Raw genomic sequence first — 24534 nt, 5'->3', positions numbered from 1 at the left:
GGTTATTGAAGTTCTGCACAACTGGCAACCTATCATTGTACACTCATTGAGAATAATAATCAATAAGGAATCAAAAGAGGAAGAGTATACTCTTCCTCTTACAATAGCTGAAGCTCCTTAGCCGTCTTTTCGATGACGTCAAGCGCCTCATCCAGTTCTTCTTTAGTGTGCTCGGCAGTAATAATCGTGCGAATTCGAGCTTTTCCCTTTGCTACTGTAGGGAAAACGATGCTTTGGGCAAAAACGCCGTGAGAAAGGAGCTGATCAGAAAATTGCTTTGCCACACCTTCGTCACCTATTAAAATAGGAAGAATTGGCGTCTCACTCTGCGTGAGAGTCAGACCCATTTTCACAAGCATTGATTTAAAATAGGCTGTATTCTCCCACAAGCGCTCCATATGCTCCGGCTCTTCCAGCAAGACATCAATCGCTTCCATACAAGCTGCAGTGACTGCCGGCGGATGAGACGTGCTGAATAAAAACGGACGGCCTTTATGTCGCAAATAATCGATCAGCACCTTTGAACCTGCAGCATAGCCGCCGAGCACTCCGATTGCCTTGCTTAGCGTTCCGACCTGAATATGGACTCTGCCGTCCAGACCGAAGTGATTCACCGTCCCCCTGCCGTTTTCGCCAAGCACTCCGGATGCATGGGCGTCATCCACCATCACAAATGCGTCATATTTCTCAGCGAGTTCGACAATATCAGGCAAAGGAGCTATGTTGCCATCCATGGAAAATACGCCATCTGTCACAATCAGACGCATCCGATAATTCATTGACTTTCTCAGCACCCTCTCTAAATCACTCATATCGACATGCTGATACACCTTTTTATCCGCCTTTGTCAGTCGAATTCCATCAATAATAGAGGCATGGTTCAATTCATCTGAGATGACAATATCCTCTTTTGAAAGAATACTTGACAGTACGCCTTGGTTTGTTGTGAAGCCTGATTGGAATACAAGTGCCGCCTCCGTTTTTTTAAAGGCTGCCAGCTTTTTCTCAAGCTCTTGATGCATTGTAAATGTACCGGCAATCGTTCTCACTGATCCGGTGCCTGCTCCAAATTGCTGAACGGCCTCCTGCGCGGCTTTGATGAGTCTTGGGTGTGAAGTAAATCCGAGGTAATTATTAGAAGAAAGCTGAATGACGTTTTTGTGATTCACTGTGACAGATGGGCCCTGCATTGATTCAAGCTGTTTTATCTCTTGCCATGTATGGTTTTCTTTCATTTTATCAAGCTCTGTTTTTAAAAACTCAAATTCCTTCGTCATGTTTATCCCCCTTTTATGGAATTAAAATCACTTTTCCGCACTGGCCGCTTCTCATCAGTTCGAATCCTTTCTCAAACTCCTCTAACGGAAACTGATGGGTAATAACAGGTAAGAGATCGAGCACGTTTGAACTGAGCAATTGCGACACCTGCCGCCATGTCGAAAACATTTTTCTTCCTGTGATTCCTTGAATCGTAAGTCCTTTAAATACCACTTTATTCGTCAAATCAATTGTCACCGGATGTTCCGGCAAACTGAGAATATGAAACCTGCCGCCATTCGCAGCCATCGCAAGACCTTGGGCAATCGCTGAGGGATGCCCCGACATCTCACAAACGAGATCCACTCCTTCCCCACTCGTTAAAGCGCTTACAATTTTGAGCGGATCTTCTTCTTCAATAGAAACAGTACGTGTAGCTCCCATTTGTTTGGCAAGCGCCAATCTGTATTCATTTTTATCAATCGCTATCACCTGAGAAGCACCTGCTGCTTTTGCAACCGCAACAGCCATAAGACCAATCGGTCCGCATCCGATGACTGCAGTTGTTCCTCCTGCTGGCTGGCTCTCGAGTACTGTGTGAACCGCATTTCCTAAAGGTTCTTGAATAGAAGCAATCGCCGGGTCCATATCGGCGGGATTCTTCCAAACGTTATCAGCGGGGACTTTCACATACTCCGCAAAACAGCCTGCCGTATCCACCCCGATAATAGCTGTATTGGTGCAAACATGAGATTTCCCGGCTAAGCAAGGGACACATTTACCGCAGACAATATGCGTTTCCGCAGACACATATTCCCCTACTTTTACATTGCCGGCATTCTCTCCTACAGCTTCAACAATGCCGCTGAACTCGTGGCCGAAAACATAGGGAGTTTTGATTCTCTGGCGTGCCCATTGATCCCAATTATAAATGTGCACATCCGTGCCGCATATGGAAGCAGCTTGCACTTTTATAAGGACTTCATGTTTATCGATCTCAGGAATGGGAACTTCAGTCAGTACAGCACCGAACGCCCCCTCCTTTTTCATTAGAGCTTTCATCTTTCCACTCCGCATGTACAATCCTCCTTGAAAAATTCTTATTACATTCGGATTGTACCATGATATGGAATAAGCGTAAACAGCACTGTCTTTCTGAGGAAGACAAAAGTATCTGTCTTGAAAAATGGGCGGAATTTTTTTCTGAAACGTTCTAAATCATTTCTGGCTTTTGTATATCCGTCATTTATATGCTAAAAATACTATCGGAAGAAAATATCACAACAAATGAAAAACAACCTGTTTGCGTGAAGCAAACAGGTTGAGAATGCTTTATTTGTTTTTAGCGAGGCTCTACGATTAATTTAATCGCCGTTCTTTCTTCCCCATCGATCTGAATATCAGTAAAAGCCGGAATACAAATCAAATCAACGCCGCTTGGCGCCACAAATCCCCTGGCAATCGCCACAGCTTTTACAGCCTGGTTTAATGCACCCGCACCAATCGCTTGAATCTCGGCGGCCCCTCGCTCTCTTAACACACCTGCAAGCGCACCTGCCACTGAATTTGGACTCGATTTTGCTGAAACTTTTAAGATTTCCATTTCTGCTCCCCCTTAGTTTTACAATGGATAAGTGAGTGTTCATTAGAACAATCATTATTAGATGTTGCTATCCAAAAAGCCATCCCCACAATGCTTTTCAAAAATAGCGGGCTACCTTCCATTTTTACTATATTCACTAAGAAGTTGCTATATTCCTGCTTTTCTTTTTAATATTTTTATAAAATAACCCTATGTTAATCATTCAAAGAACATGTGATCATCATTGATCAGAATACGTTCAATTTTGACAGCCTTTTTCGTTTGATCGTCGATGTCAATGACAACTCCACTCAGCGTTGTTTTTCCTTCAGCGACAGTAAAGCGGACTGGAAGATTCGTTTTGAATCGCTTAATAATCGTCTCTCTGTCCATCCCCAGTATACCGTCATATGGGCCAGTCATTCCTACATCAGTAATATATGCCGTCCCCTTCGGCAAAATGCGGTTATCCGCTGTTTGCACGTGTGTATGAGTTCCGACGACAGCTGATGCCCGACCGTCTGTGTACCAGCCGAGTGCAAGCTTTTCACTTGTCGCTTCGGCATGGAAGTCGATAAAAATGTACGGTGTTCTTTTCGAAGCTTCAGCAATCAATTCATCCGCTTTTAAAAACGGATCATCAAGCGGCGGTAAAAACGTACGTCCTTGCAAATTAATGACGGCAAGCTCTTTGCCGTTTGCTTTCACATATGTGATCCCTTTTCCCGGTGTTCCTTCAGGAAAGTTTGCGGGGCGAACCAAGTTCGGAACGTCATCTATAAAATCGAAAATTTCTTTTTTATCCCATGTGTGGTTCCCCATGGTGATTGCATCTGCACCGGACTGGATTAAGCTGTGATAAATTTTTTCCGTCAGGCCTTTTCCATGTGCGGCGTTTTCACCATTAATAATGGTAAAGTGCGGCTTATATTTTGTTTTTAGTTTTGGTACATATTCTTTTACCATGTCACGGCCCGGTGAACCGACAACATCTCCGATAAATAAAATTCTCATTTTGTAAATCCTTTCTTCTTAAAAATTCCTTGACCGTCAAAAAAATAAAGTGATGCTTAGCGCATCACTTTATTTTGCATACTCTACGGCTCGAGTTTCTCTGATTACTGTCACTTTAATATGACCTGGATAATCGAGCTCGTCCTCAATTCGCTTACGGATATCTCGCGCTAATCGATGAGCTTCAAGATCATTAATTGAATCCGGCTTCACCATAATACGCACTTCGCGTCCAGCCTGAATGGCAAATGACTTTTCAACACCTTCGTAGGACTCAGAAATTTCTTCGAGCTTTTCAAGTCTTCGAATATAATTCTCGAGCGTCTCACTTCGCGCGCCAGGTCTTGCAGCGGAAAGCGCATCTGCTGCAGCTACCAGCACAGCAATAATGGAAGTCGGCTCCTCATCCCCGTGGTGTGATGCAATACTGTTAATCACGACTGGGTGCTCTTTATATTTGGTCGCAAGCTCTACCCCGATTTCAACGTGGCTTCCTTCTACTTCATGGTCAATTGCTTTCCCGATGTCGTGAAGAAGGCCCGCACGTTTAGCAAGCTTTGCGTCTTCTCCAAGCTCCGATGCCATTAGACCGGCCAAGAATGCGACTTCCATGGAATGCTTAAGCACATTTTGACCGTAGCTTGTACGGAACTTTAAGCGGCCGAGGATCTTGATGAGATCTGGGTGGAGGCCGTGAACGCCAACCTCAAATGTCGTTTGCTCACCCATCTCACGAATATAGTCATCGACCTCGCGGCGAGATTTTTCAACCATTTCTTCAATCCGTGCCGGATGAATACGGCCATCCTGAACGAGTTTATCAAGAGCAATCCTTGCTGTCTCACGTCTGATCGGATCAAATCCGGAAAGAATGACAGCTTCAGGGGTATCATCAATAATCAGGTCAATTCCTGTCAGCGTTTCAAGCGTACGAATGTTACGCCCTTCCCGTCCGATGATACGTCCTTTCATCTCATCATTTGGAAGATTGACAACTGATACCGTTGTTTCGGCAACGTGGTCCGCTGCGCAGCGCTGTAAGGCAAGTGAAAGAATGTTTTTCGCTTTCTTATCCGCCTCTTCTTTCGCGCGGTTTTCAGTTTCTTTTGTCATGATGGCGATGTCATGTGAAAGCTCGTTTTCAACCCGCTCAAGAATGATTTGTTTTGCTTCATCACGAGTCAGACTCGAAATTCGTTCCAACTCTGACTGCTGCATACGAATCATCTCATCCACTTTGCTTTCCATCTCTTCAATATGTTGTTGTCGTTCATTCAGAGAATGATCTTTCTTCTCCAACATCGCTTCCCGTTTATCAATTCCCTCATGTTTGCGATCAAGGTTTTCCTCCTTTTGGAGTAAACGGTTTTCTTGTTTTTGAAGCTCATTTCGTCTTTCACGAACTTCCTGTTCAGCATCTATTCGAAGTTTGTGGATTTCATCCTTTGCTTCAAGCAGAGCTTCTTTTTTCAGTGCTTCAGCATCACGCTTTGCATCTTCAAGAATTTGCTCGGCTGCACCGCGTGCGCCCGCAATTTTCGCTTCGGCAATGGTTTTACGAACAAAGTAGCCAACAACTAAACCGAGTAGAATCAGCAAAATGGAGATGAGAACCATCATAATTGGGGTCATACTTTCACCTCCTCTTGCTATGAACTTGGTTGTTGCTTAAATAAGTGTCGGCATGTACATTGTCTAGTTTTCTCAACATACAGAACCTTCACAGGGAATGAGTATTTTCATCGCCCTTGTCAAGTTTAAAATGGTTTAACAATCATGTTAAAAAAACAATGTTACAACTTCATTGTAAATGTGTCGGAAATACTTGTCAAGCTTGCCATCTTAACGTTTGCCGACCTGCCTTTTTTTAACGTGCCGAATGCAATCCTTCCAAAGAAGATCATAAATCATTCTTGATTCAGAAGCTGGTATATTTTATTGTTCACTTGGCCTAATTTAGCGTTATTTTGAATGTTTGACAACAAAACAACAATGGTTTGCCCAGATTTGCTAAAGCTGTTCAAGATATTGAAGCCCGGCATGACACCATGGTTTGAATAGCTTCCGGGAGCAACATAAAATCCCATACCATATGTGGAACTGCTCCCTGGCGTAAACATCTTTTCGTAGCTTTTTTGCGAATACAGTTTGCCGTCTATCAGCGCTTGGTCAAATTTGTACATATCTATAGCACTCATATAAATATCACCGGCTCCATACAACTGAGATAGATCGGGCATATACGGTGTAACCATTCTGCTGCCCTTCAGCTTATACCCGACAGCAGGATAAGGTTCTTTATTATATGTTTTATAAAAGCCTGCATGCGTCATTCCCGCCGGTTTAAAAATATGATTCGTTATGTATTGTTCATAAGACTCACCGCTTACTTCAGCTACAATATAAGCGAGAACAGAATAATTGGAATCCTTATAGTCCCATACACCCGGCTGACGTTTGATTCCTTGATGTTCTACGTCTTTTATTAAATCGTCCGGAGTGATTGCGCCGTTTCCTTCAATATGACCGTTTATTCCCGATGTATGTGTAAGCAGATTCTTCAAAGTAATTGTTTGTCCGTTAGGGAAATTTGGTAAATACGCACTTACCGGATCACTTGTTTGAAGTTTCCCTTTTTCCTCAAGCTGCAAGATAGCGGTTGCAATCAATGCTTTTTGTGATGAACCGACATAAAAAGATGTCAATGGATTATTTTGAATGTGATGTTTACGGTCTGCATAACCAAAACCTTTATTTGTTACGATTTCTCCATTTCTGACAATCATGGCTGTACCGCTGAAACCGATCTCTTTTAAATAATTGCTGATTTTTTGATTACGGTCGACTGTTTTGATTTGTTCCTCTGTTTTTTTGGCGGTTTTCTTTTTGACTTCTTTTTTCTGGCCGTTATCTGAAACTGCTGCAGTTTCTTGAGATGGCTCGTTCTCTTCACTATTTCGATGAAGCGCATTCCAAATCGTAAAGCAAATCATCACTGCTAAAAGACCGAGCAAAAGTTTGCCTCTTTTATTTAGTTTTCTCCGTCTGCGTTTCGCAGTTCTTCTGCGGGTTGGGCTTGTCATTCATTTTTTCCTCCCAAAATAAATTCCATTTTGCACACGTTTTGTTAGACGAATAAAGCACTGAAAAAGTTGTCAAAAAAAGCAATATTCTTATCATTTTTTTTTCAAAAATACAAAAAGGCTGAGTTTTTTACTCAGCCTTTTGTATCATTTCAAACTTATTTTATTTTTATTCTTCAAATTCGAGTTCTTCTTGTGTCTCTCCAGCTTGCTGCTGCGCTGCTCCGTGATTATCCAAGCCGTAATGTTCGCGAATTTGCTCCTGGATCATCAGCATGATATCTTTATTTTCTTTCAAGAATTGTTTTGCATTTTCACGGCCTTGGCCAAGACGCTCTTCTTCATAAGAATACCATGAACCGCTTTTTTGCACGATATCAAGTTCAGTTCCAAGATCAATGATTTCGCCTTCTTTTGAGATGCCTTCTCCGTACATAATGTCAACCTCGGCTGTACGGAACGGCGGAGCTACCTTGTTTTTCACGACTTTGATTTTCGTTTTGTTCCCCATTACGTCGTTGCCTTGTTTCAGCTGTTCAGCACGGCGCACTTCAAGACGCACGGAAGAGTAGAATTTCAGCGCGCGGCCGCCAGGAGTTGTTTCCGGGTTCCCGAACATAACGCCGACTTTTTCACGAATTTGGTTAATGAAAATCGCGATTGTCTTCGATTTGTTAATGGCCCCTGAAAGCTTACGAAGCGCTTGAGACATTAAGCGAGCTTGTAAACCGACATGCGAATCTCCCATGTCGCCTTCAATTTCCGCTTTCGGAACGAGAGCCGCCACAGAGTCGACAACAACAATGTCAACTGCACCGCTTCGAACCAGCGCTTCCGCAATTTCAAGCGCCTGCTCACCTGTGTCAGGCTGAGACAGTAAAAGCTCTTCGATATTGACTCCAAGCTTTTGCGCGTATACCGGATCTAACGCATGCTCCGCATCGATAAACGCGGCTTGTCCGCCCTGCTGCTGAACCTCAGCAATCGCATGAAGCGCCACAGTTGTTTTACCTGAGCTTTCAGGACCATATACTTCAATAATCCGTCCGCGCGGATATCCGCCAATTCCTAGTGCTGTATCAAGAGCGAGGGAGCCGCTTGGGACAGTAGAAATTCTTGTATCTGTCTTTTCTCCCAGTTTCATAATAGAACCTTTGCCGAACTGTTTTTCTATTTGTTTAAGAGCCATATCTAAGGCTGCCTGACGATCACTCATTCTATTTTTTCCTCCTTTATGTTACCACTACATATACTATACCCTGTTTGAAGGGATTTGCCAAGAAAAAAGCGAACGCATATTCGGATTTTTTCTTGGCGTGATTTCTATCAAAATATCATAATGTATCAGAGAAATCATGTTTTCTTAGGAGGATAAGGTGCTGAAAATATTATTTTTGCTCTAAAAGCTTCAAGATTAAATGACAGCCGTATTTAGCACCGCGTTTTCTGATTCCCGTTCTGGAACCCGCAAAGTGAAACTCGTGAACCTCTTCTTTTCCATTTGCTGAAATACCGATAAACACATGTCCAGGCTCATGCCCTTCTTGAGTATCAGGTCCTGCTACACCGGTAAAGCTGATGCCGATGTCGCTGCCAGTGAGCTTTTGAACACCCTTTGCCAGCTCTGATGCGCACTCCTTGCTGACCGCGCCAAATTGATCTAATGTCTCCTTCTTGACGCCAAGCACATTCTGTTTCACGTCGTTTGTATAGCAAACAACGCCGCCGGCAAATCGTTTTGAAGCACCGCTAAGATCCGTCAGCCATTCAGAAAACAGCCCGCCGGTAAAGCTTTCCGCCGCGGAAATCGTAAGGCCTTTTTCCTTACATGCTTTAGAAAGCTCTTTTACAAGGGAAGTATCATCGTAACCATAGAAAAATTCACCGACACGTTCTAAAATAACAGCCTCTGTTTCTTTTAACAGACGCTCTGTTTCCTTTTCGTCAGCATGCTTGGCTGTCAGACGCAGCGTCACCTCTCCATCTGCCGCCAATGGAGCGATTGTCGGGTTGGTTTGTGCATCAATAATATCTTCCAAATCGGCTTCAAGCTGAGATTCACCGATACCGAAAAAGCGAAGAACGGTTGACACAATTTTTTCATTTGAACCCATTTTTTTCAGCAGAAGAGGCTTTGCCTCGTTTTCAAACATGGGACGCAATTCGCTTGGCGGCCCAGGAAGAAGCATATAAAAGCGCGATTCATGCTCTGTGAGCATTCCCGGTGCCATTCCAAAGTGATTTGCCAGTACGTCAGATCCTTCGATCACAAGCGCCTGTTTTCGGTTATTAGGTGACATCGTGCGTTTTGTTCGTTTGAAATAGTCCTCAATGGATTGGAACGCCTCTTCATTTAACACAAGCGGACGTCCCAGCGCATTTGCAATCGTTTCTTTCGTCAAATCATCTTTTGTCGGTCCGAGACCTCCTGAAAAGATAATGAAGTCAGAACGTTCTTCAGCAATGCGGATGACCTGCTTCAGCCGCTCCGGGTTATCTCCGACTGCTGTATGATAAAATACGTTCACCCCGATTTCAGCGAGCTGTTTGCTGATAAATTGAGCATTTGTATTAGCGATCTGGCCAAGCAGCAGCTCTGAACCGACTGCAATAATTTCTGCTTTTTTTGGAAATTCCATGACGAAGTCCTTCTTTCTTAGTTAGATGTTTTTAACGCTTCCCAGTTTTTAGCGAAATATTCCCAGCCTGATACGACAGTAAAGAAGACAGCTACCCACAGTGCTAAATCAGCAAACGGGAATGACACAAGTTCAAACGGAAGATTATGAAGAAGCAATGCGGAAACCGCAATGATTTGTGCCCAGGTTTTAATTTTACCAAGCATGTTAGCAGCTACGACTTCTCCTGTTCCGGCTAAGACAAGCCTTAAACCTGTCACGGCAAACTCCCGGCTGATAATCACAATAACCATCCAGGCCGGAGCAAGATCAAATTGAACAAGGATAATTAACGCTGCCGATACAAGCAGTTTGTCCGCAAGCGGATCTAGAAATTTTCCGAAGTTTGTGACGAGATTCAGTTTTCGGGCATAATATCCATCTATCCAGTCTGTTGTGGATGCAATAATAAATAGGATAGCCCCTGCCAAGTGTGCGACCGGAATCAATTCGTCTCCAAATTCGAGCATGCCCCAGTCAAATGGCGTCAGCATGATAATCATGAAGATTGGGATTAATGCGATTCTAGCTAGTGTGATTTTATTTGGTAAGTTAAACATAAAGCCCCTCCAATTTCATACTCGGACGTGAAGAAAAGTCATCTGGTAAATTAAGATGACTTTTCTTCCTTTTTATTTACAATCTTTATGGTTTGTGCCATCACTTTTTTCGGATCAAGTTCATATGAAAGAACCTTACCGTTGATTTTTATTTTCAGATTAGGTGCATATCCGGTGCGGATTTCAACTTGTTTCTGATCAGTTATGTCTTTTTTATAGGTTTCGTCTTTTTTCAGCGTTCCCTCTTTTAACGAGCTGCTGTTTTCATCGCGTACTCGAATCCAAGAACTGTCTGATGCCTTCAGTTCGAGCTCGAATTTCTCAGCGCCGGACACTTCATAAGTCGTTAATGACCCTTCAGTGCCAGTTGCTTTAATCTCCAGTTTATCACTGTCGCTTTCTTCTTTTTTATCTTCTTTTTCTTTCGTTTCTTTTTTAGTGTCTGCCTCTTTTTCAGAGCTGTTGCTTTGATTCTCTTTTAGCGTTGAATCTTTTGGGATTTCGTACTTGCTTTCACTTTGCGTAATTGATTTTTCAGATGCGGCATTGTTACCATCGCTGTTTTTATGATTCGCAAATTGAATGATCGCGTAGACAATCGCAATTACGACAATCACGCCGAGAATGACAAGTATCGTTGGCAGCAGCTCCAGCGCCTTAGATGCTGGCTTTGGCATTTCCTTTTGAAGATTCATGCCGGAGATCTTTTCAGACACATCGTCATGATACGTATTTGGGATATCTTTTTTATGCTCCTCAAACAGCTGATCCGCATCAAGCCCGACAGCTTCCGCATATTGCTTGATGAATGCCCGAACATAAAACTTCCCCGGAATAATGTCATAGTTTCCTTCCTCCAAGGCGGTTAAATACCTTTTTTGAATCTTTGTTGCCGCTTGGAGATCATCCAATGACATTGCTTTTTCCTCTCTGGCTTCTTTGAGCCGGATTCCTAGTTCAGTCACAACAAACACCTTCCAATTTTAAAAATCAAAGCTTGAAAACCCGGATTGATCAAACATTTGGGGTTCTTCGGCATGTTCATATGTAATAACCTCATCAGGGTCATTTCTAAGTTCAATAATATAATCAAAGTCATCTAGTGTATACTCTGTATTTTGAACGAATATGTCCGGATGCTCCACCACTTTTGTTGCAGGCAGCCTCATGATTTCTCTGACCAGCTGGAGATGACGTTCTGATCCTCTTCGTGTAGACACAATTCCGTCAACGATAAAGACATTTTCAGTGCTGTATTCATCGGCAATCAGCTGGCTTCTTATCGTCTGCTTCAGCAAGGTTGATGACACAAACAGCCACCTTTTGCTTGCACACACGCTGGAGGCCACAATCGATTCCGTTTTTCCGACACGCGGCATCCCCCTGATCCCGATTAATTTATGGCCTTCTTTTTTGAACAGTTCAGCCATAAAATCGACTAATAAGCCTAGCTCGTCCCGTTCAAAGCGGAACGTTTTCTTGTCATCGGCATCCCTTTGAATGTAACGGCCGTGACGTACGGCAAGACGGTCGCGAAGCCTCGGTTCTCTCAGCTTCGTTACTTTAATTGTTTCCATCGTTTTTAAGATTGATTCTAATCGTTTAATTTGATCTATATGGCGGCACCTGAGAAGCATTCCCCTTCTGGAAAGATCGACGCCGTTTATCGTTACGATGTTAATAGAAAGCATCCCAAGAAGAGATGAAATATCCCCGAGCAGTCCGGGGCGGTTCACTTGAATTTCATATTCAAAATACCATTCGAGCTTTGCCAAATGATATACCCCCTTCATTGTGGCAAAATTTTACCTTCCTTTATCATAAAGCATTTTTCTCTAATTAGAAAGAAGAATGTTGCTGTGATGAGGAAAACATAAAAAAGAGAGGAAAAATCTCCTCTCTTCTTAGTGAGTGCTGTTATTTTCAACAAGCTTAACCATCATATTGGCAATGGCGTGCTGTTCATCTTTTGATGCTACGCTCCAAAGATCTGCCAGCACTTTTTCCTGCTCGTTCTTAGATTCCACTTCATTAGCCAAGTAACTGCCGATTTCTGTCGCAAGATCTGTAATCGTATCCTGGCTCATACCTTTATCTTGCGCATAGTTCAGACGGTCGCCAAGGAAGTTTTTCCAGTTATCCCAGTTTTCTAATACTGACATGCTCGTTTCCTCCATTTCATGTGAAGTTACAAGATTATTGTGTCCTTCGCAAAAGAAACTATACACCGAATATTTTCGAATCAGCAGTGCCAGCCGCCATTCACCGACAGAATTTGGCCGGTAACATATGACGCTTTTTCAGACAGGAGAAACGCTGTTGCATCGGCAATTTCTTGCGGCCGGGCCAGCCGGCCAATCGGGATCTCATCCGCAATCTCTTCTTTTTCAGAAGGGGTAAATTGATTCATCATATTTGTATCAACCGCGCCCGGCGCTACAGCGTTTACTCTGATTCCGCTTGGCGCCAGCTCCTTAGCCAGTCCTTTTACAAACGAGTGCTGGGCTCCCTTTGCCATGCTGTACAGCACTTCACAAGATGCTCCAGTCTCGCCCCAAATAGAGCTGACAGCCACAATCGCTCCTGCTTTATTCCGGATCATGCCTGGAAGAAGGTTTCTTGTCAGCATATATGGACTCGCCACATGGAGCTGAACCATTTCCTGAACCGTTGCATTATCCACATCCGTAATCAGTCCAAAATGGCTTCTTCCGCTATTTAAAACTATCGCATCAACTGGCTGATCAATTGAACTTGTCAGCTTATCTGCTCCTTCTGGCGCGGACAGATCGGCTTGCAAAATTTCAGCATGCACGCCAAACGTCTCTCTTAATTTTTCAGCAAGCTCCGCTGCCGCGTTTTGATTTGTATGATAATGCAGCAGCAGATTGTATCCCTCTGCCGCAAGGGTTTCACTTATGCTCTTGCCGATGCCGCCGCTTGCTCCGGTGATTAGTGCTGTTTTGTTCATCCTCTTTCCTTCTTTCCGCAAAAAACACCCCTCACACTGGAGGGATGTTTGTTTATGATTTAGGGACAACCTTGCAGACAGTCAGTCTGTCTGCAGCAATTTCCTCTTGTATGACTTTCTGGACATCCTCGAGAGTAATTTGCTCGAGAACCGTTACGACGTCAAACAGGCTCATATCCAAGAAAGCATAACGGGTAAATTGATTGGCAATGTATTCAGGTGAATTCAGCGCTTTTAAAAATGTACCGATCTTTTTCTTTCTGGCAAGTTCAATCTTTTCAGCAGTAATCAGTTCATTGGCGCGCAGAAGCATGCTTGAAATGTCTTCAGCCAATTGATCAGGCTCCGGTGTATCGCCGCCGATCGCCGCAAAACCGAACCCATATTCAGCAGTAAAATCAAAGCTGAACGTTTCGTCAATATACCCTTTTTCATAAAGTGATTCGTACTGGGCGGAGCTTTTGCCGAAAAGAGATTCAAGCAATAAGTTCATTGAAAGTTCATGCTTTAACAGCTCTTTGCCTAATTTAAACGGATTCTTTGATTTCAGCCCGACAAGGCATTTCGGGCCCTGCACATTCATTTTGATCTCTTTTTCTTTTCGGAAAACAGCTTCTTGCTCTTTCACTTCTTCCCGTTTGATCTCCGGCTGGTCAGTATACGGCTTTCTCTCCTGATTTTCTCTTACCTGAGAAATGATCGCTTCAGGATCTACAGGTCCGACAATAAAGAGAAGCATGTTGCTCGGGTGATAAAACGTTTCATAGCATTCATAAAGAAGGTCTTTTGTAATATGTGAGATACTTTCCACTGTTCCCGCTATGTCAATTCTGACAGGATGTTCTTTGTACATGTTTTCAATGACCCCGAAGTAAAGCCTCCAATCGGGGTTGTCGTCGTACATGTTAATCTCCTGCCCGATAATCCCTTTTTCTTTTTCAACCGTTTTTTCAGTAAAATACGGGTCCTGTACGAAATCGACGAGCGTCTCTAAATTGCGTTCAACATTTGATGTGCTTGAGAAAAGATAAGCCGTTCTTGTAAATGACGTAAACGCATTGGCAGAAGCGCCCTGTTTGCTGAAATCTTGAAAAACGTCTCCGTCCGCTTTTTCAAATAGCTTGTGCTCAAGAAAATGGGCGATGCCGTCCGGCACGTGAACCATCTCATTTTTACCTAAAGGGACAAACCGGTTATCTATAGAGCCGTACTTTGTTGTAAAAACCGCATATGTTTTGTTGAAGCCTTTTTTCGGCAAAACGTAAACGTCAAGGCCGTTTGGCATTTTTTCATGGTACAGCGTCTCCTGAAGCTGTTCGTATTCGATTGGTTTGATCAAGATGCACCCTCCGTCCCTTTTAAGAAATAAGTCGTATCAAGCTGAATCTTTTCGCCGGCTTTTACGATATCCTCTTTTGTGACCTGCTCAATATTGGCAAGAAAGTCTTCGATAGGAATATCGACTTGTGCAGCGGCCTGCTGATATAAAAATTCAGATAAACCGTATGCTGTATCAATGGTTTCCAGCACTTGATTTCGAATGACGGCCTTTGTCTGAGCGATGTCCTGCTCACTGAAGTCACCGTTTTTCATTGCCTGAAATTGCTCAGCAATAATCGAAACAGCCTGTTCGTAATTGTTCACTTCAATGCCCGACATTACCATTAACAAGCCTTTAAAACTTTCTATACGCGAAGCGGCATAGTAAGCAAGACTGGCTTTTTCCCGAACATTGATGAAAAGCTTGGAATGAGAGAATCCGCCGAACAATCCGTTAAACACTTGCAAAGCAGGATAATCCTGATCCGTATAAGTGATGCTGGTGCGGTAGCCGATATTCAGCTTTCCTTGTTTGACATCTTCTTCATCAATTACTTCTTTAGGCTGGGCTTTTTGCTCATCGTGATTGTTTTCAATCGTGCCGAGGGTGCGCTCTTTTGTTTGGAAATACTTATCAATTGCCGCTTGCACTTGGTTATCGTCCACATCGCCAACGACATAAAGATCGAGCTGGTCTTTTTGGATAGCGCTTTGATATGTTTCATATAATTGATCGGCCGTAATGGCATCGACATCGTCGATTTCCCCATTGACATGGAGCGCGTAAGGCTCATTTTTGCACATTTCCTGTATCAGCCTTAAATTCGAGTAGCGCATTTTATCGTCATAGACGGCTTGAATTCTTTGCTTGAGCGTCCGTTTTTCCTGAGCCACATATTGTGATTGAAAAGCGTCTCCCTTTAAAGCAGGTGAAAAGACGATTTCTGCGAGAAGCTGCAGTCCTTTTTCAAGAAGCGGCGTTTGATCTTTTAAATATTTTTCATTCGGGACTTCAAGCCTGAACGTAATGACGTGCCGCTCTCCTTTTTTCGAAAGATCCGCAGAAACGGACGTGCCGTATAGTTCATCCAAATAAGAACGCAACTCTGCGGTTTTCGGATGGCTTTTTGTTCCACGAAGAAGCACATGCGGAAGCAGCGCTCTTTTGGTGACTTGATCCTTTGTCAGCGGCGCAAGCATTTTAAAAATAAGCGAGACGGTTTTGAATTTTTCTGTTTTTACAATGTGTGCGGTTAAACCGCCGTGCTTTGTTTTGATTTCATTTACATATGACATATGGAACCTCCTTCGTTCATTTCTTATTAGTATGTATTATGACCAATTTTCAGCATCCGCAGAAACACTCTTTCATGTAATTATAGCAACTGTAGGATTTATAAGGAAACAATAACCTCCGCCCGACAGGAAGGAGGCTGTATTGGTTAATCCATTTTCAATCTGAAAGACCGCTGTTTGGCGCCTGCAGAATGACAGTTGTAAACTGCAAGAGAAAGATTTTTCGCTTCACAGCAAAAAAAGACGGTTAGCTAGACCGTCCCTAAGTTTTTATCTTCCTCTTCACTTTTTTTAGCATCCACAGTAAAAAGCACTAAGAATAAAGCAATGATGCTGCAAAACGCCGATAGAATGAAAATCAGCCAGTTTGCATTAGACATTAATGCCGCAAACACAGGTGGACCGAGAGCTACTCCTATAAAGCGCATGCTATTGTAAAAGGAGGAAATGGTTCCGCATTGCTCACTTTCAATTCCTTCGGTTATCAGTGCATCTAAAGCAGGAAGCGCCATTCCAATCCCTATCCCGCCAAAGCTTAAAAAGATAAATAAAAAATAAAAACTGTGGTTCCACCACAAGGCAATAAACGATAGGGTTAACAGAATCATTCCCGTAACAACGCAAAATTTCATTCGCCCTTTATCTTTGCCAATCTTTTTGCCTGCTATAAATGAACTGGTTGACAAAAATAAAAGTGGGATTGCCAGTAATCCGCCTTTAGCCACTCCGTCAATGGCATACTTGTTCTCCAGCGTATCGGACAAATAAAATAATACGCCAAATAACAAAAACATAATCACACACCCGATAATAAAGACCGTATAAAGCCAGCGCCCATCCTGTTTAAAGATTTTCCGCACACTCTTGATAAATTCAGAAACCGCTGGCGCATCTTCATCTTCTTCAGGCTTGGCCACCAGAAACAACACGAGCAAAAAGCTGATCAAACAGAAAAACGGAATAAACCAAAATGGGACAAACCAGTACCAGGAAGCCAGTAAGGCGCCGAGTATGGGACTCAACACCTTCCCTGACGTGTTGGCAGTTTCAATATCACCAAGGCCGGCGCTGACCTTTTCATCATCTCCTTGAAACAAATCGCCGATAAACGGCATAACGATAGGAGCTGCCCCTGCAGAGCCGATACCTTGAAGAACCCGCCCCGCCAAAATCATAGCATAAGGATTTTTCATAAAGGTTGAGGCAACAGCAGCCACCAACCCACCTAATCCTGCAATGAGGAGGCATGGAAGCAATATTTTTTTTCTCCCGAATCGATCCGACAAATATCCGGCAATCGGAATGCAAATAATCGCTACTACTGAATATACAGTAATGATTAAAGACACTTGAAATGAAGTCACTGACAGCTTTTTCTCCATCATTGGAAGAACAGGAATCAACATGGAGTTCCCTAGTGTCATCACAAGCGGTACGGAAGACAATGCAATAATATTTTTCATTCCATTTTTCTCTCTCAACATTTTCACCCATTCACTTTCTTGTCATCCCTTATATCTTGCGTTAACCGGAGTGAAAGTATGTACAAAGAAACATGAATCAGTGCAAATAAAAAAACAGACACATCATAGCGCCCGTTTTAGAATCGTTTACGCAAAACATGAAATCTGAATTTGTCCGCTCTAAAATAATTTAATGAGTAAAGCACGGGTTTATCGTGCTGATCGTAATGGGTTTGTTTTAACAGCAAAAGAGCTGTTTCCGGATCGCATTCCAGCACTGGAGAAATGGTATCATGATAGCCGATCGGTTCAATATCAGTCACGGCATAGCTGATCACGGAGCCTGAATTTTTCTCAAGCAGGTCAAACATAGATTCCTGCTGATGAGAGAAAGAATTCGGCAAAATATCCATCGGAATTTTGTCTATACAATATACAATCGGCTGTCCGTTAGCTGTTCTGACTCGTTCGAGGTAAAAAAGTTCTTGCCCATCTTCCAAATGAAATCTCTTACTATCATCTTCAGACGGCATAAGCACTTGGGATGATAGAAAAATCGTACCAGGCGTCATATTTGCCTGTTCTATCATCTTCGTTACACTGTTCAGCTGTTCAATGCCCGAAAGAAATAACGGCTTAGAATGGACAAAAGTGCCTACACCATGCCTTCTGATAATGACATGCTCTTCTTCCAGTATCCGCAAGGCTTCTCTAAGCGTCGCTCTGCTGACACCAAGCTTTTTGGAAAGCTCAAATTCAGAAGGCAGCTTTTCCTTCTCAGTGTAGATGCCATTTTTAATATCCTCTTTAATTCGTTCAATTACTTTCAAATACAAGTGCCGATTATCAGCTTTTGTAGACATGTTTCCCCTCCGTAAACCACTTTCGATAAAAATTATTGAACAATTGGGACAACTATATCATGTTTTGTCGAAAAAATAAATAGAAAGGTTGTCAGTTTACATAATGTTATTATAAGTAACTGAAGGAAGCTGAACTCCCTTCATTAAGAAGAGAGCTCATCATATTTCTCTTTTGATAATAAGACTTCCCTAGGTTTGCTGCCTTCATACGGCCCGACAACCCCCCGTTCCTCCATGGCGTCAATCAGGCGCGCCGCTCTCGTATAACCGATTCTGAATCTTCTTTGCAGCATTGAAACAGATGCCGTCTGCATGCCGACGATTAATGCAACAGCTTCATCATAAAGATCATCGGTAACTTCGGAATGAGTTTCCGTTGTCTCCTCAGGAATCATTTCTTCCTGATATTGCGCTTTCTGCTGCGTAATCACATGGTCGACGACCTTCTCCACTTCGTCATCCGACAAAAATGCTCCCTGCACACGGACAGGTTTATTAGCCCCGACAGGCAAAAACAGCATATCGCCGCGTCCGAGCAGCTTCTCAGCGCCACCCATGTCAAGAATCGTCCTTGAATCCGTCTGTGAAGATACACTGAACGCGATTCGTGACGGAATATTCGCTTTGATGACCCCTGTAATAACGTCAACCGACGGCCGCTGTGTCGCAATAATGAGATGGATGCCGGCAGCCCGCGCCATTTGGGACAATCTCGTAATCGAATCCTCCACATCAGATGAAGCGACCATCATGAGATCGGCAAGCTCGTCCACTATCACAACGATATACGGCAGCTCCGGCTGTTTCGCTCCTTCTTCATTGTTGGCACGTTTTATATAATCATTGTATCCTTCAATATTTCTTGTACCCGTATGAGAAAATAATTCGTACCGACGCTCCATTTCATTGACAACCTTTTTCAAAGCCTGTGACGCTTTTTTCGGATCAGTTACAACCGGAGCTAGCAAATGCGGAATCCCGTTGTAGACATTCAGCTCTACCATTTTAGGATCGATCATCATCATTTTCACTTCATGCGGTTTCGCGCGCATCAAAATACTTGTAATAATGCCATTGACACAGACGCTTTTCCCGCTTCCGGTTGCACCTGCAACTAATAGATGGGGCATCTTATTTAACTCAGCCAGCACAGCTTCACCTGAAATATTGCGGCCGAGTCCAATTAGCAGCTTTGCGTCCGGTCTGTCATTTAATTTAGAATCCAGCACTTCCTTCAGCGATACCATCGCCACTTCTGCGTTCGGAACCTCAATTCCGATTGCTGATTTTCCTGGTATTGGCGCTTCGATCCTGATATCCTTTGCAGCAAGTGCAAGCGCTAAATCATCGCTTAAATTGACAATTTTGCTAACCTTCACTCCGACATCAGGATACACTTCATATTTTGTTACGGCCGGCCCGAGATGAACCTGTGTGACTTTCGCCTTTACGCCAAAGCTTTGGAAGGTGCGTTCGAGCTTTCTCGCATTTTCATAAATATTCTTTTTATCTGCCTGCTGGCCAGTATGCTTCGGATCTGCCAGTAAATCAAGTGACGGCATCTCATAATCCTTATTTTCAAGCTCCGTAAAGGTCATAGGCGGAGCAGAAACAGTTTCCTGATCACCTGTCTCATTCTGGATGTCCTGAATCGGCTCTGGTACAGGTTCAGCGCGTTTTTCTATGACTGGGGACTCTTCATCTTCATTACGATCTGAAAAGCTTGAGATAATCGGCTCTGAATGAATAAGAGGCGATACCGTTTCCAAATCCCCCTCTTCAGCAGAAGGCTCCGGTTCCATTTGCTGTTTTTTGCGGGCCGTTTTTTGTTTTTTGCTCGGCGCTTTCGTTTTTTTCGATGACTTCATATTGGTTTTGACGGATTTCATATCATCAATAAATGCAAACCATTGTTCTTTTATAAAGCGGCCAATCGGGCTCATCCACTTTTTCAGCGTTTCTTGAAGAGAGCGCCCTGTGACTAAAATCATTCCGATCAAAATCATAACAATCGCCATGATCTGAGAACCAGTTGACGCAAATAAAAAGTGTGAAGCCGCAAATAGCAGCGCACCGATCATCCCTCCGCCTAAATCAGGTGAAGCGGAGCTGCCATTCATGTCCATCAAAAACAATTCCCATGTGTTACGCACCACGCTTGCGGACTCAATAGACCCTTTGTGCGTCAAATTTTTAAACAGCTGCACGTGAGAAAGCAGCAATATGCTTGCGATAATACAGTACAACCCGGCCTTTCGTCTCGTTAATAAGCTTGGCGTTTTCTTCTTCCAAAACAGCGAGACTCCTAACACCAATAAACCTAATAAGCATAAAATAAACCACTCTCCAGCAAAAAAGCGGAACAAGTAAATAAAGGTTTGCCCGACTACCCCCAGCTGCAGAATAGCAATAATTGAAATGGCAATACACAGCAATCCGTTGAGTTCGTATTTTATATTGAGCTGTTTCGCCTGTTTTTTTCTTGATTTTCGTTTTTTCTTTGCCACACTCATCACCTTACTGCGTTAAAAAATGTAAGTTCATACATAATGAAGAAAGCAGCCGTTTACAGGCTGCGTTTTTTCTGTAGGATTCCCCTATTATAGCATATTTTGCCCTTAAAAAAGGGGTGGATCTTATACGTTTAATTTCAGCTTTTGTCCCGGTGTAATGTCCGGGTGCAGAAAATGCATTGGATTGGTGCTCATGATTTGAATAACTTCCGCTTCATTGCCTTTCATCTCAACAAGAAGCGGCACACCTCTATATTCAATTTGCTCATGTGCGCTTGTCTGTTGGTTCTGTTCAGCAAAAACAATTTCCTGTGGCATCGTAGTATACAGAATCATTGAATCATCCGTCCTTCTTCTGCTCTTGCTTCCTCGATCAGCTCATTCAGTTTATTGATCGCTTGTCCGACTCCTCCGACGTGATCGATCAATCCGTACTCGACAGCATCCTTACCGACGACATTTGTTCCGATGTCGCGTGTTAAGTTTCCTTTTGAAAACATCAGCTCTTTGAACTTATCTTCGTTTACATTTGAGTGGCTTGTCACAAATTTAACAACTCTTTCTTGCATCTTATCCAGGTATTCAAACGTTTGCGGCACACCAATTACCAGCCCGGTCAGCCGAACGGGATGAATCGTCATCGTTGCTGTTTCAGCAATATAGCTGTAATCACAGGATACCGCAATCGGAACGCCGATGGAATGACCTCCGCCAAGCACGATGGAAACGGTCGGTTTTGATAATGATGCCAGCATTTCCGCTATTGCAAGACCCGCCTCAACATCTCCTCCGACAGTATTTAATATAATCAGCAGGCCTTCAATTTTGGGATTCTGTTCAATCGCCACGATCTGCGGGATGACATGCTCATATTTTGTTGTTTTGTTTTGCGGAGGAAGCTGAACATGGCCTTCTATTTGTCCGATAATGGTCAGACAATGAATATTTGTATCTTGGGGCAGCTGCGGAAGCGTCGTTTCACCAAGCTGCTGTATTTTATTCATAATGCTGTCTTTCGCGTCATTTTTTTCAGGACGCTCTTCTTCTGCGTTTTCCATACGATGATCCATTTCGCTTTCACCCTTTCCGAATTTCTCTTTGTATTATGAACAAAGATACTCAATTCAATCCCGGCTTGAAAGGCAAAAAAATAAAGACCGGAGCAGCTCCGGTCTTTAGTCAGACATTATACTTCCATAATAATTGGGATGATCATCGGTTTACGTTTCGTTTTTTCATATAGGAATTGGTTCAGAGCATCTCGCATTGCCTGCTTCAGCGTTGACCATTCAACATTTGATGTTTCAGTCGCTTCTGTCACGATGGAACGGACAAGCTCAGTAGCCTGTACGATAAGGCCTTCAGACTCTCTTACATAAACAAAACCGCGAGTGATAATTTCTGGTCCTGATACAAGATGTTTCTTTTGTTTATCAAGTGTAATGACAACAATTAAAATCCCGTCCTGTGAAAGCAAGCGGCGGTCTCTCAATACGATATTGCCGATATCACCGACACCCAAACCATCAATTAAAATATTGCCGTACGGAACTTTATCCCCAATTTTTACGTTTTGGCCGCGGAATTCAACGACGTCTCCTTTTTCAATTAAGAAGATATCACTGCGCTTCATGCCGATTTCTTCAGCGATTCTCGAATGAGCTTTTTGCATTCTGTATTCGCCGTTTACAGGAATTAAATATTTTGGTTTAAGCAGATTGATCATCAGCTTTAACTCTTCTTGTGAACCATGGCCAGATACATGGACACGCTTTTGTGCAAAGATGACTTGTGCACCGGCTCTCGCAAGAAGATCTACTGTTTTAGAATAAATGAGTTCCTGCCCAGGGATTGGAGTTGACGCAATGACAACCGTATCCCCTTCTTCAATGTTCAGCTGTTTGTGCGCTTTGTTTGCCATTCTTGTCAGTGCAGCTAACGGTTCACCTTGGCTGCCTGCTGTAATAATGGCCACTTCGCGCTTCGGATATTTCTTGACATCCTGTACAGAAATAAACAATTCATCATCTGCTTCAATATATCCGAGCTTTCTTGCCAGCTGCAGGACAGACTGAAGATTTTTTCCGGCAACGGCAATCTTTCTGCCATTTTGAGCCGCTGCATGAATGACTTGCTGGATCCGGTTAATATTGGATGCGAAAACAGCAATAATCACTCGGTTCACTGAATTATACAGCGCGTCCGAAATTTCTCCGCTGACAGCAGCTTCTGAAGGTGTATAGCCCGGGCGCTCCGCATTTGCACTGTCGGAAAGCAGGGCAAGTACGCCGCTATTGCCGATCTTGGCGATCTCCCCAATGTCGCACGTTTGGTTAAGTGCAGGCGTTTGGTCAAATTTGAAGTCTCCCGTGCATACAATAGATCCAAGTGATGTTTTAAGACTCACACCTACAGAATCAGGGATGCTGTGAATCGTTCTAAAGAACGATACTTTTGTCGATTCAAATGTAATGACAGATTTGGAGTGAATTTCTCTTAAATCAGTTTTTCGGTTATGTCCGTATTGTTTTAATTTTTCTCTTAATAGCGCAAGCGTCAGCTTTGTTCCGTACACTGGAACGGACAGCTTGTTCAATAAGTAAAAAACGCCGCCGATATTTTCATCGTGCCCGTGCGTTAAAAAGATTGCCTTGACGCGGTCAGCCCGTTCAATCAAATATGATATGTCAGGAATCACCACATCAATACCGAGCATTTCGTTTTCTGGATGCATAAGGCCGGCATCTACAACAAATATGTCTGAGTCAATTTCGATGACATAAAGGTTCTTCCCAATTTCTCCGACACCGCCAAGGGCGATAATTCTAACGTTTTCTGTATTTTTCTTTTTCAAAATCTATATCCTCCTAGTCTCATACCCGTCCATCATCACTTGTTCCTATTATAACTGAAAGTAAATTTAGAAAACAAGATAAAGCAGAAGGTTTAGGGAAAACCAATATGTATAAGAAACGGTCATACTCAGCTGAATATGAGAATGACCGCGTTTGTTTCACTGTATGAAATTTTTCTTACAGTTCGCTGATCGTGCTGCTTAAGCTCAGACGTTCATCCTCGGTTAACGGAACAAGAGGAAGACGCACTGAACCGACATCAAGGCCTCTCAGCTGAAGCGCTGTTTTGACAGGAGCAGGATTAGGCGCTTTAAACAGTTCCTTCATAATCGGCAGCAGTTTCTGATGAATCAGTGCCGCATTAGCTGTTTGCCCATTCGTATAATTTTTGATCATTTGCTGCATATCAGAGCCTGCAATATGGCTCGCAACTGACACAACTCCTCTTCCTCCGACTGAGAGAATAGGAAGCGTCAGGGCGTCATCCCCTGAATAGACATAGAAGTCTTCCGGCGTTTCTGCAACAATTTTTGTAATTGCTTCGAGGTCTCCGCTTGCTTCTTTAATCGCAACAACATTCGGAATGTCTGCCGCCAAACGGATCGTCGTTTCAGGTGCAAGAGAAGCAACCGTACGGCCCGGCACATTATAAAGCATAACCGGTAGAGACGTTTCAGCCGCAATTGCTTTAAAATGCTGGTACATTCCTTCTTGAGAAGGTTTATTGTAATAAGGCGTAACAAGCATGACTGCGTCTACGCCCGCTTCCTCAGCTTTTTTTGTCAGCTTAATGGAATCCTTCGTGTTGTTGCTTCCAGTACCCGCTATAACCGGCACCCGGCCGTTCACTTCTTTTACCGTATATTCAAAAAGCGCAATTTTTTCTTCAGTGGAAAGGGTCGGAGATTCTCCAGTTGTTCCCGCTACTACTAAAGAATCCGTTCCGTTTTTCAACAAGTAATCAATCAGTGTAGACAGTTTTTGAAAGTCTACGTTCCCTTTATTGTCAAAGGGTGTAATCATCGCTGTAGACACATTTCCGAAATTCATTTTATTCACCTCATCATGATTCAATCACA

General features: G+C 43.2%; 22 protein-coding genes. All 22 read right to left on the bottom strand.

The genetic code is table 11. The features are described from left to right. Positions 1–98 precede the first annotated feature (98 nt). The gene (locus Q5C82_RS04330; RefSeq protein WP_003221016.1) at positions 99–1277 is read right to left on the bottom strand and encodes a glycine C-acetyltransferase; all 1179 of its coding nucleotides are present in this window, start codon (positions 1275–1277) and stop codon (positions 99–101) included. A 13-nt stretch (positions 1278–1290) separates the two neighbouring features. Continuing rightward, positions 1291–2334, bottom strand: coding sequence for an L-threonine 3-dehydrogenase (gene tdh / locus Q5C82_RS04325; RefSeq protein WP_003221014.1), 1044 nt, complete (start codon positions 2332–2334; stop codon positions 1291–1293). Positions 2335–2599: 265 nt separating this feature from the next. After that, on the bottom strand, positions 2600–2860 hold the full coding sequence (gene spoVS / locus Q5C82_RS04320; RefSeq protein WP_003154135.1) for a stage V sporulation protein SpoVS: 261 nt from the start codon (positions 2858–2860) through the stop codon (positions 2600–2602). A 198-nt stretch (positions 2861–3058) separates the two neighbouring features. Further along, a complete protein-coding gene (gene ymdB / locus Q5C82_RS04315; RefSeq protein WP_003221012.1) occupies positions 3059–3853 on the bottom strand; it encodes a 2',3'-cyclic-nucleotide 2'-phosphodiesterase in 795 nt (264 codons plus the stop codon). 69 nt (positions 3854–3922) lie between these two features. Further along, the gene (rny, locus tag Q5C82_RS04310) at positions 3923–5485 is read right to left on the bottom strand and encodes a ribonuclease Y (RefSeq protein ID WP_003221010.1); all 1563 of its coding nucleotides are present in this window, start codon (positions 5483–5485) and stop codon (positions 3923–3925) included. 275 nt (positions 5486–5760) lie between these two features. Then, positions 5761–6936 carry a serine hydrolase gene (locus tag Q5C82_RS04305; RefSeq protein WP_003221009.1) on the bottom strand — a complete coding sequence of 392 codons (1176 nt, stop codon included), beginning with the start codon at positions 6934–6936 and terminating at the stop codon, positions 5761–5763. 169 nt (positions 6937–7105) lie between these two features. Then, positions 7106–8152: a recombinase RecA gene (recA, locus tag Q5C82_RS04300; protein ID WP_003221008.1), complete on the bottom strand. Its 1047-nt coding sequence runs from the start codon at positions 8150–8152 to the stop codon at positions 7106–7108. Positions 8153–8324: 172 nt separating this feature from the next. Further along, positions 8325–9575 carry a competence/damage-inducible protein A gene (locus tag Q5C82_RS04295; RefSeq protein WP_003221005.1) on the bottom strand — a complete coding sequence of 417 codons (1251 nt, stop codon included), beginning with the start codon at positions 9573–9575 and terminating at the stop codon, positions 8325–8327. Positions 9576–9592: 17 nt separating this feature from the next. Further along, positions 9593–10174, bottom strand: a complete 582-nt coding sequence (pgsA, locus tag Q5C82_RS04290; RefSeq protein WP_003221002.1) for a CDP-diacylglycerol--glycerol-3-phosphate 3-phosphatidyltransferase — start codon at positions 10172–10174, stop codon at positions 9593–9595. A gap of 50 nt (positions 10175–10224) precedes the next feature. Continuing rightward, a complete protein-coding gene (gene rodZ / locus Q5C82_RS04285) occupies positions 10225–11091 on the bottom strand; it encodes a cell shape determination protein RodZ (protein WP_202892724.1) in 867 nt (288 codons plus the stop codon). Between the two features lie 66 nt (positions 11092–11157). After that, on the bottom strand, positions 11158–11949 hold the full coding sequence (locus tag Q5C82_RS04280; protein ID WP_003220998.1) for a YmfK family protein: 792 nt from the start codon (positions 11947–11949) through the stop codon (positions 11158–11160). 129 nt (positions 11950–12078) lie between these two features. After that, on the bottom strand, positions 12079–12336 hold the full coding sequence (locus Q5C82_RS04275; protein WP_003220996.1) for a DUF3243 domain-containing protein: 258 nt from the start codon (positions 12334–12336) through the stop codon (positions 12079–12081). An 80-nt stretch (positions 12337–12416) separates the two neighbouring features. Further along, the gene (gene efpI, locus Q5C82_RS04270; protein WP_003220995.1) at positions 12417–13145 is read right to left on the bottom strand and encodes an EF-P-5 aminopentanone reductase; all 729 of its coding nucleotides are present in this window, start codon (positions 13143–13145) and stop codon (positions 12417–12419) included. Between the two features lie 52 nt (positions 13146–13197). Next, positions 13198–14484, bottom strand: coding sequence for a pitrilysin family protein (locus tag Q5C82_RS04265; protein WP_003220993.1), 1287 nt, complete (start codon positions 14482–14484; stop codon positions 13198–13200). Then, a complete protein-coding gene (locus Q5C82_RS04260) occupies positions 14481–15761 on the bottom strand; it encodes a pitrilysin family protein (protein ID WP_003220991.1) in 1281 nt (426 codons plus the stop codon). The genes Q5C82_RS04265 and Q5C82_RS04260 overlap by 4 nt, the downstream gene beginning before the upstream one ends. A gap of 251 nt (positions 15762–16012) precedes the next feature. Further along, entirely contained in the window at positions 16013–17224 is a 1212-nt protein-coding gene (gene bcbE / locus Q5C82_RS04255) for a bacillibactin exporter BcbE (protein ID WP_003220989.1), read from the bottom strand. Between the two features lie 137 nt (positions 17225–17361). Beyond that, complete coding sequence (locus Q5C82_RS04250; protein WP_003220986.1) at positions 17362–18087, bottom strand: GntR family transcriptional regulator; 726 nt, start codon at positions 18085–18087, stop codon at positions 17362–17364. A 143-nt stretch (positions 18088–18230) separates the two neighbouring features. Beyond that, positions 18231–20594: a DNA translocase SpoIIIE gene (gene spoIIIE / locus Q5C82_RS04245; protein ID WP_003220984.1), complete on the bottom strand. Its 2364-nt coding sequence runs from the start codon at positions 20592–20594 to the stop codon at positions 18231–18233. A gap of 129 nt (positions 20595–20723) precedes the next feature. Beyond that, positions 20724–20936, bottom strand: coding sequence for a TepA modulator TepJ (gene tepJ, locus Q5C82_RS04240; protein WP_003220982.1), 213 nt, complete (start codon positions 20934–20936; stop codon positions 20724–20726). After that, positions 20933–21670, bottom strand: coding sequence for a translocation-enhancing protein TepA (tepA, locus tag Q5C82_RS04235; RefSeq protein ID WP_003220980.1), 738 nt, complete (start codon positions 21668–21670; stop codon positions 20933–20935). The genes tepJ and tepA overlap by 4 nt, the downstream gene beginning before the upstream one ends. Positions 21671–21786: 116 nt before the next feature. Then, positions 21787–23454: a ribonuclease J2 gene (gene rnjB, locus Q5C82_RS04230; protein WP_003220978.1), complete on the bottom strand. Its 1668-nt coding sequence runs from the start codon at positions 23452–23454 to the stop codon at positions 21787–21789. Positions 23455–23632: 178 nt separating this feature from the next. Further along, positions 23633–24505, bottom strand: coding sequence for a 4-hydroxy-tetrahydrodipicolinate synthase (gene dapA / locus Q5C82_RS04225; protein WP_003220976.1), 873 nt, complete (start codon positions 24503–24505; stop codon positions 23633–23635). Positions 24506–24534: the final 29 nt, after the last annotated feature.

The sequence above is a fragment of the uncultured Bacillus sp. genome, assembly GCF_958411575.1.
Classification (GTDB): Bacteria; Bacillota; Bacilli; order Bacillales; family Bacillaceae; genus Bacillus; species Bacillus spizizenii.
This window is presented reverse-complemented; position numbering and strand designations above follow the sequence as displayed.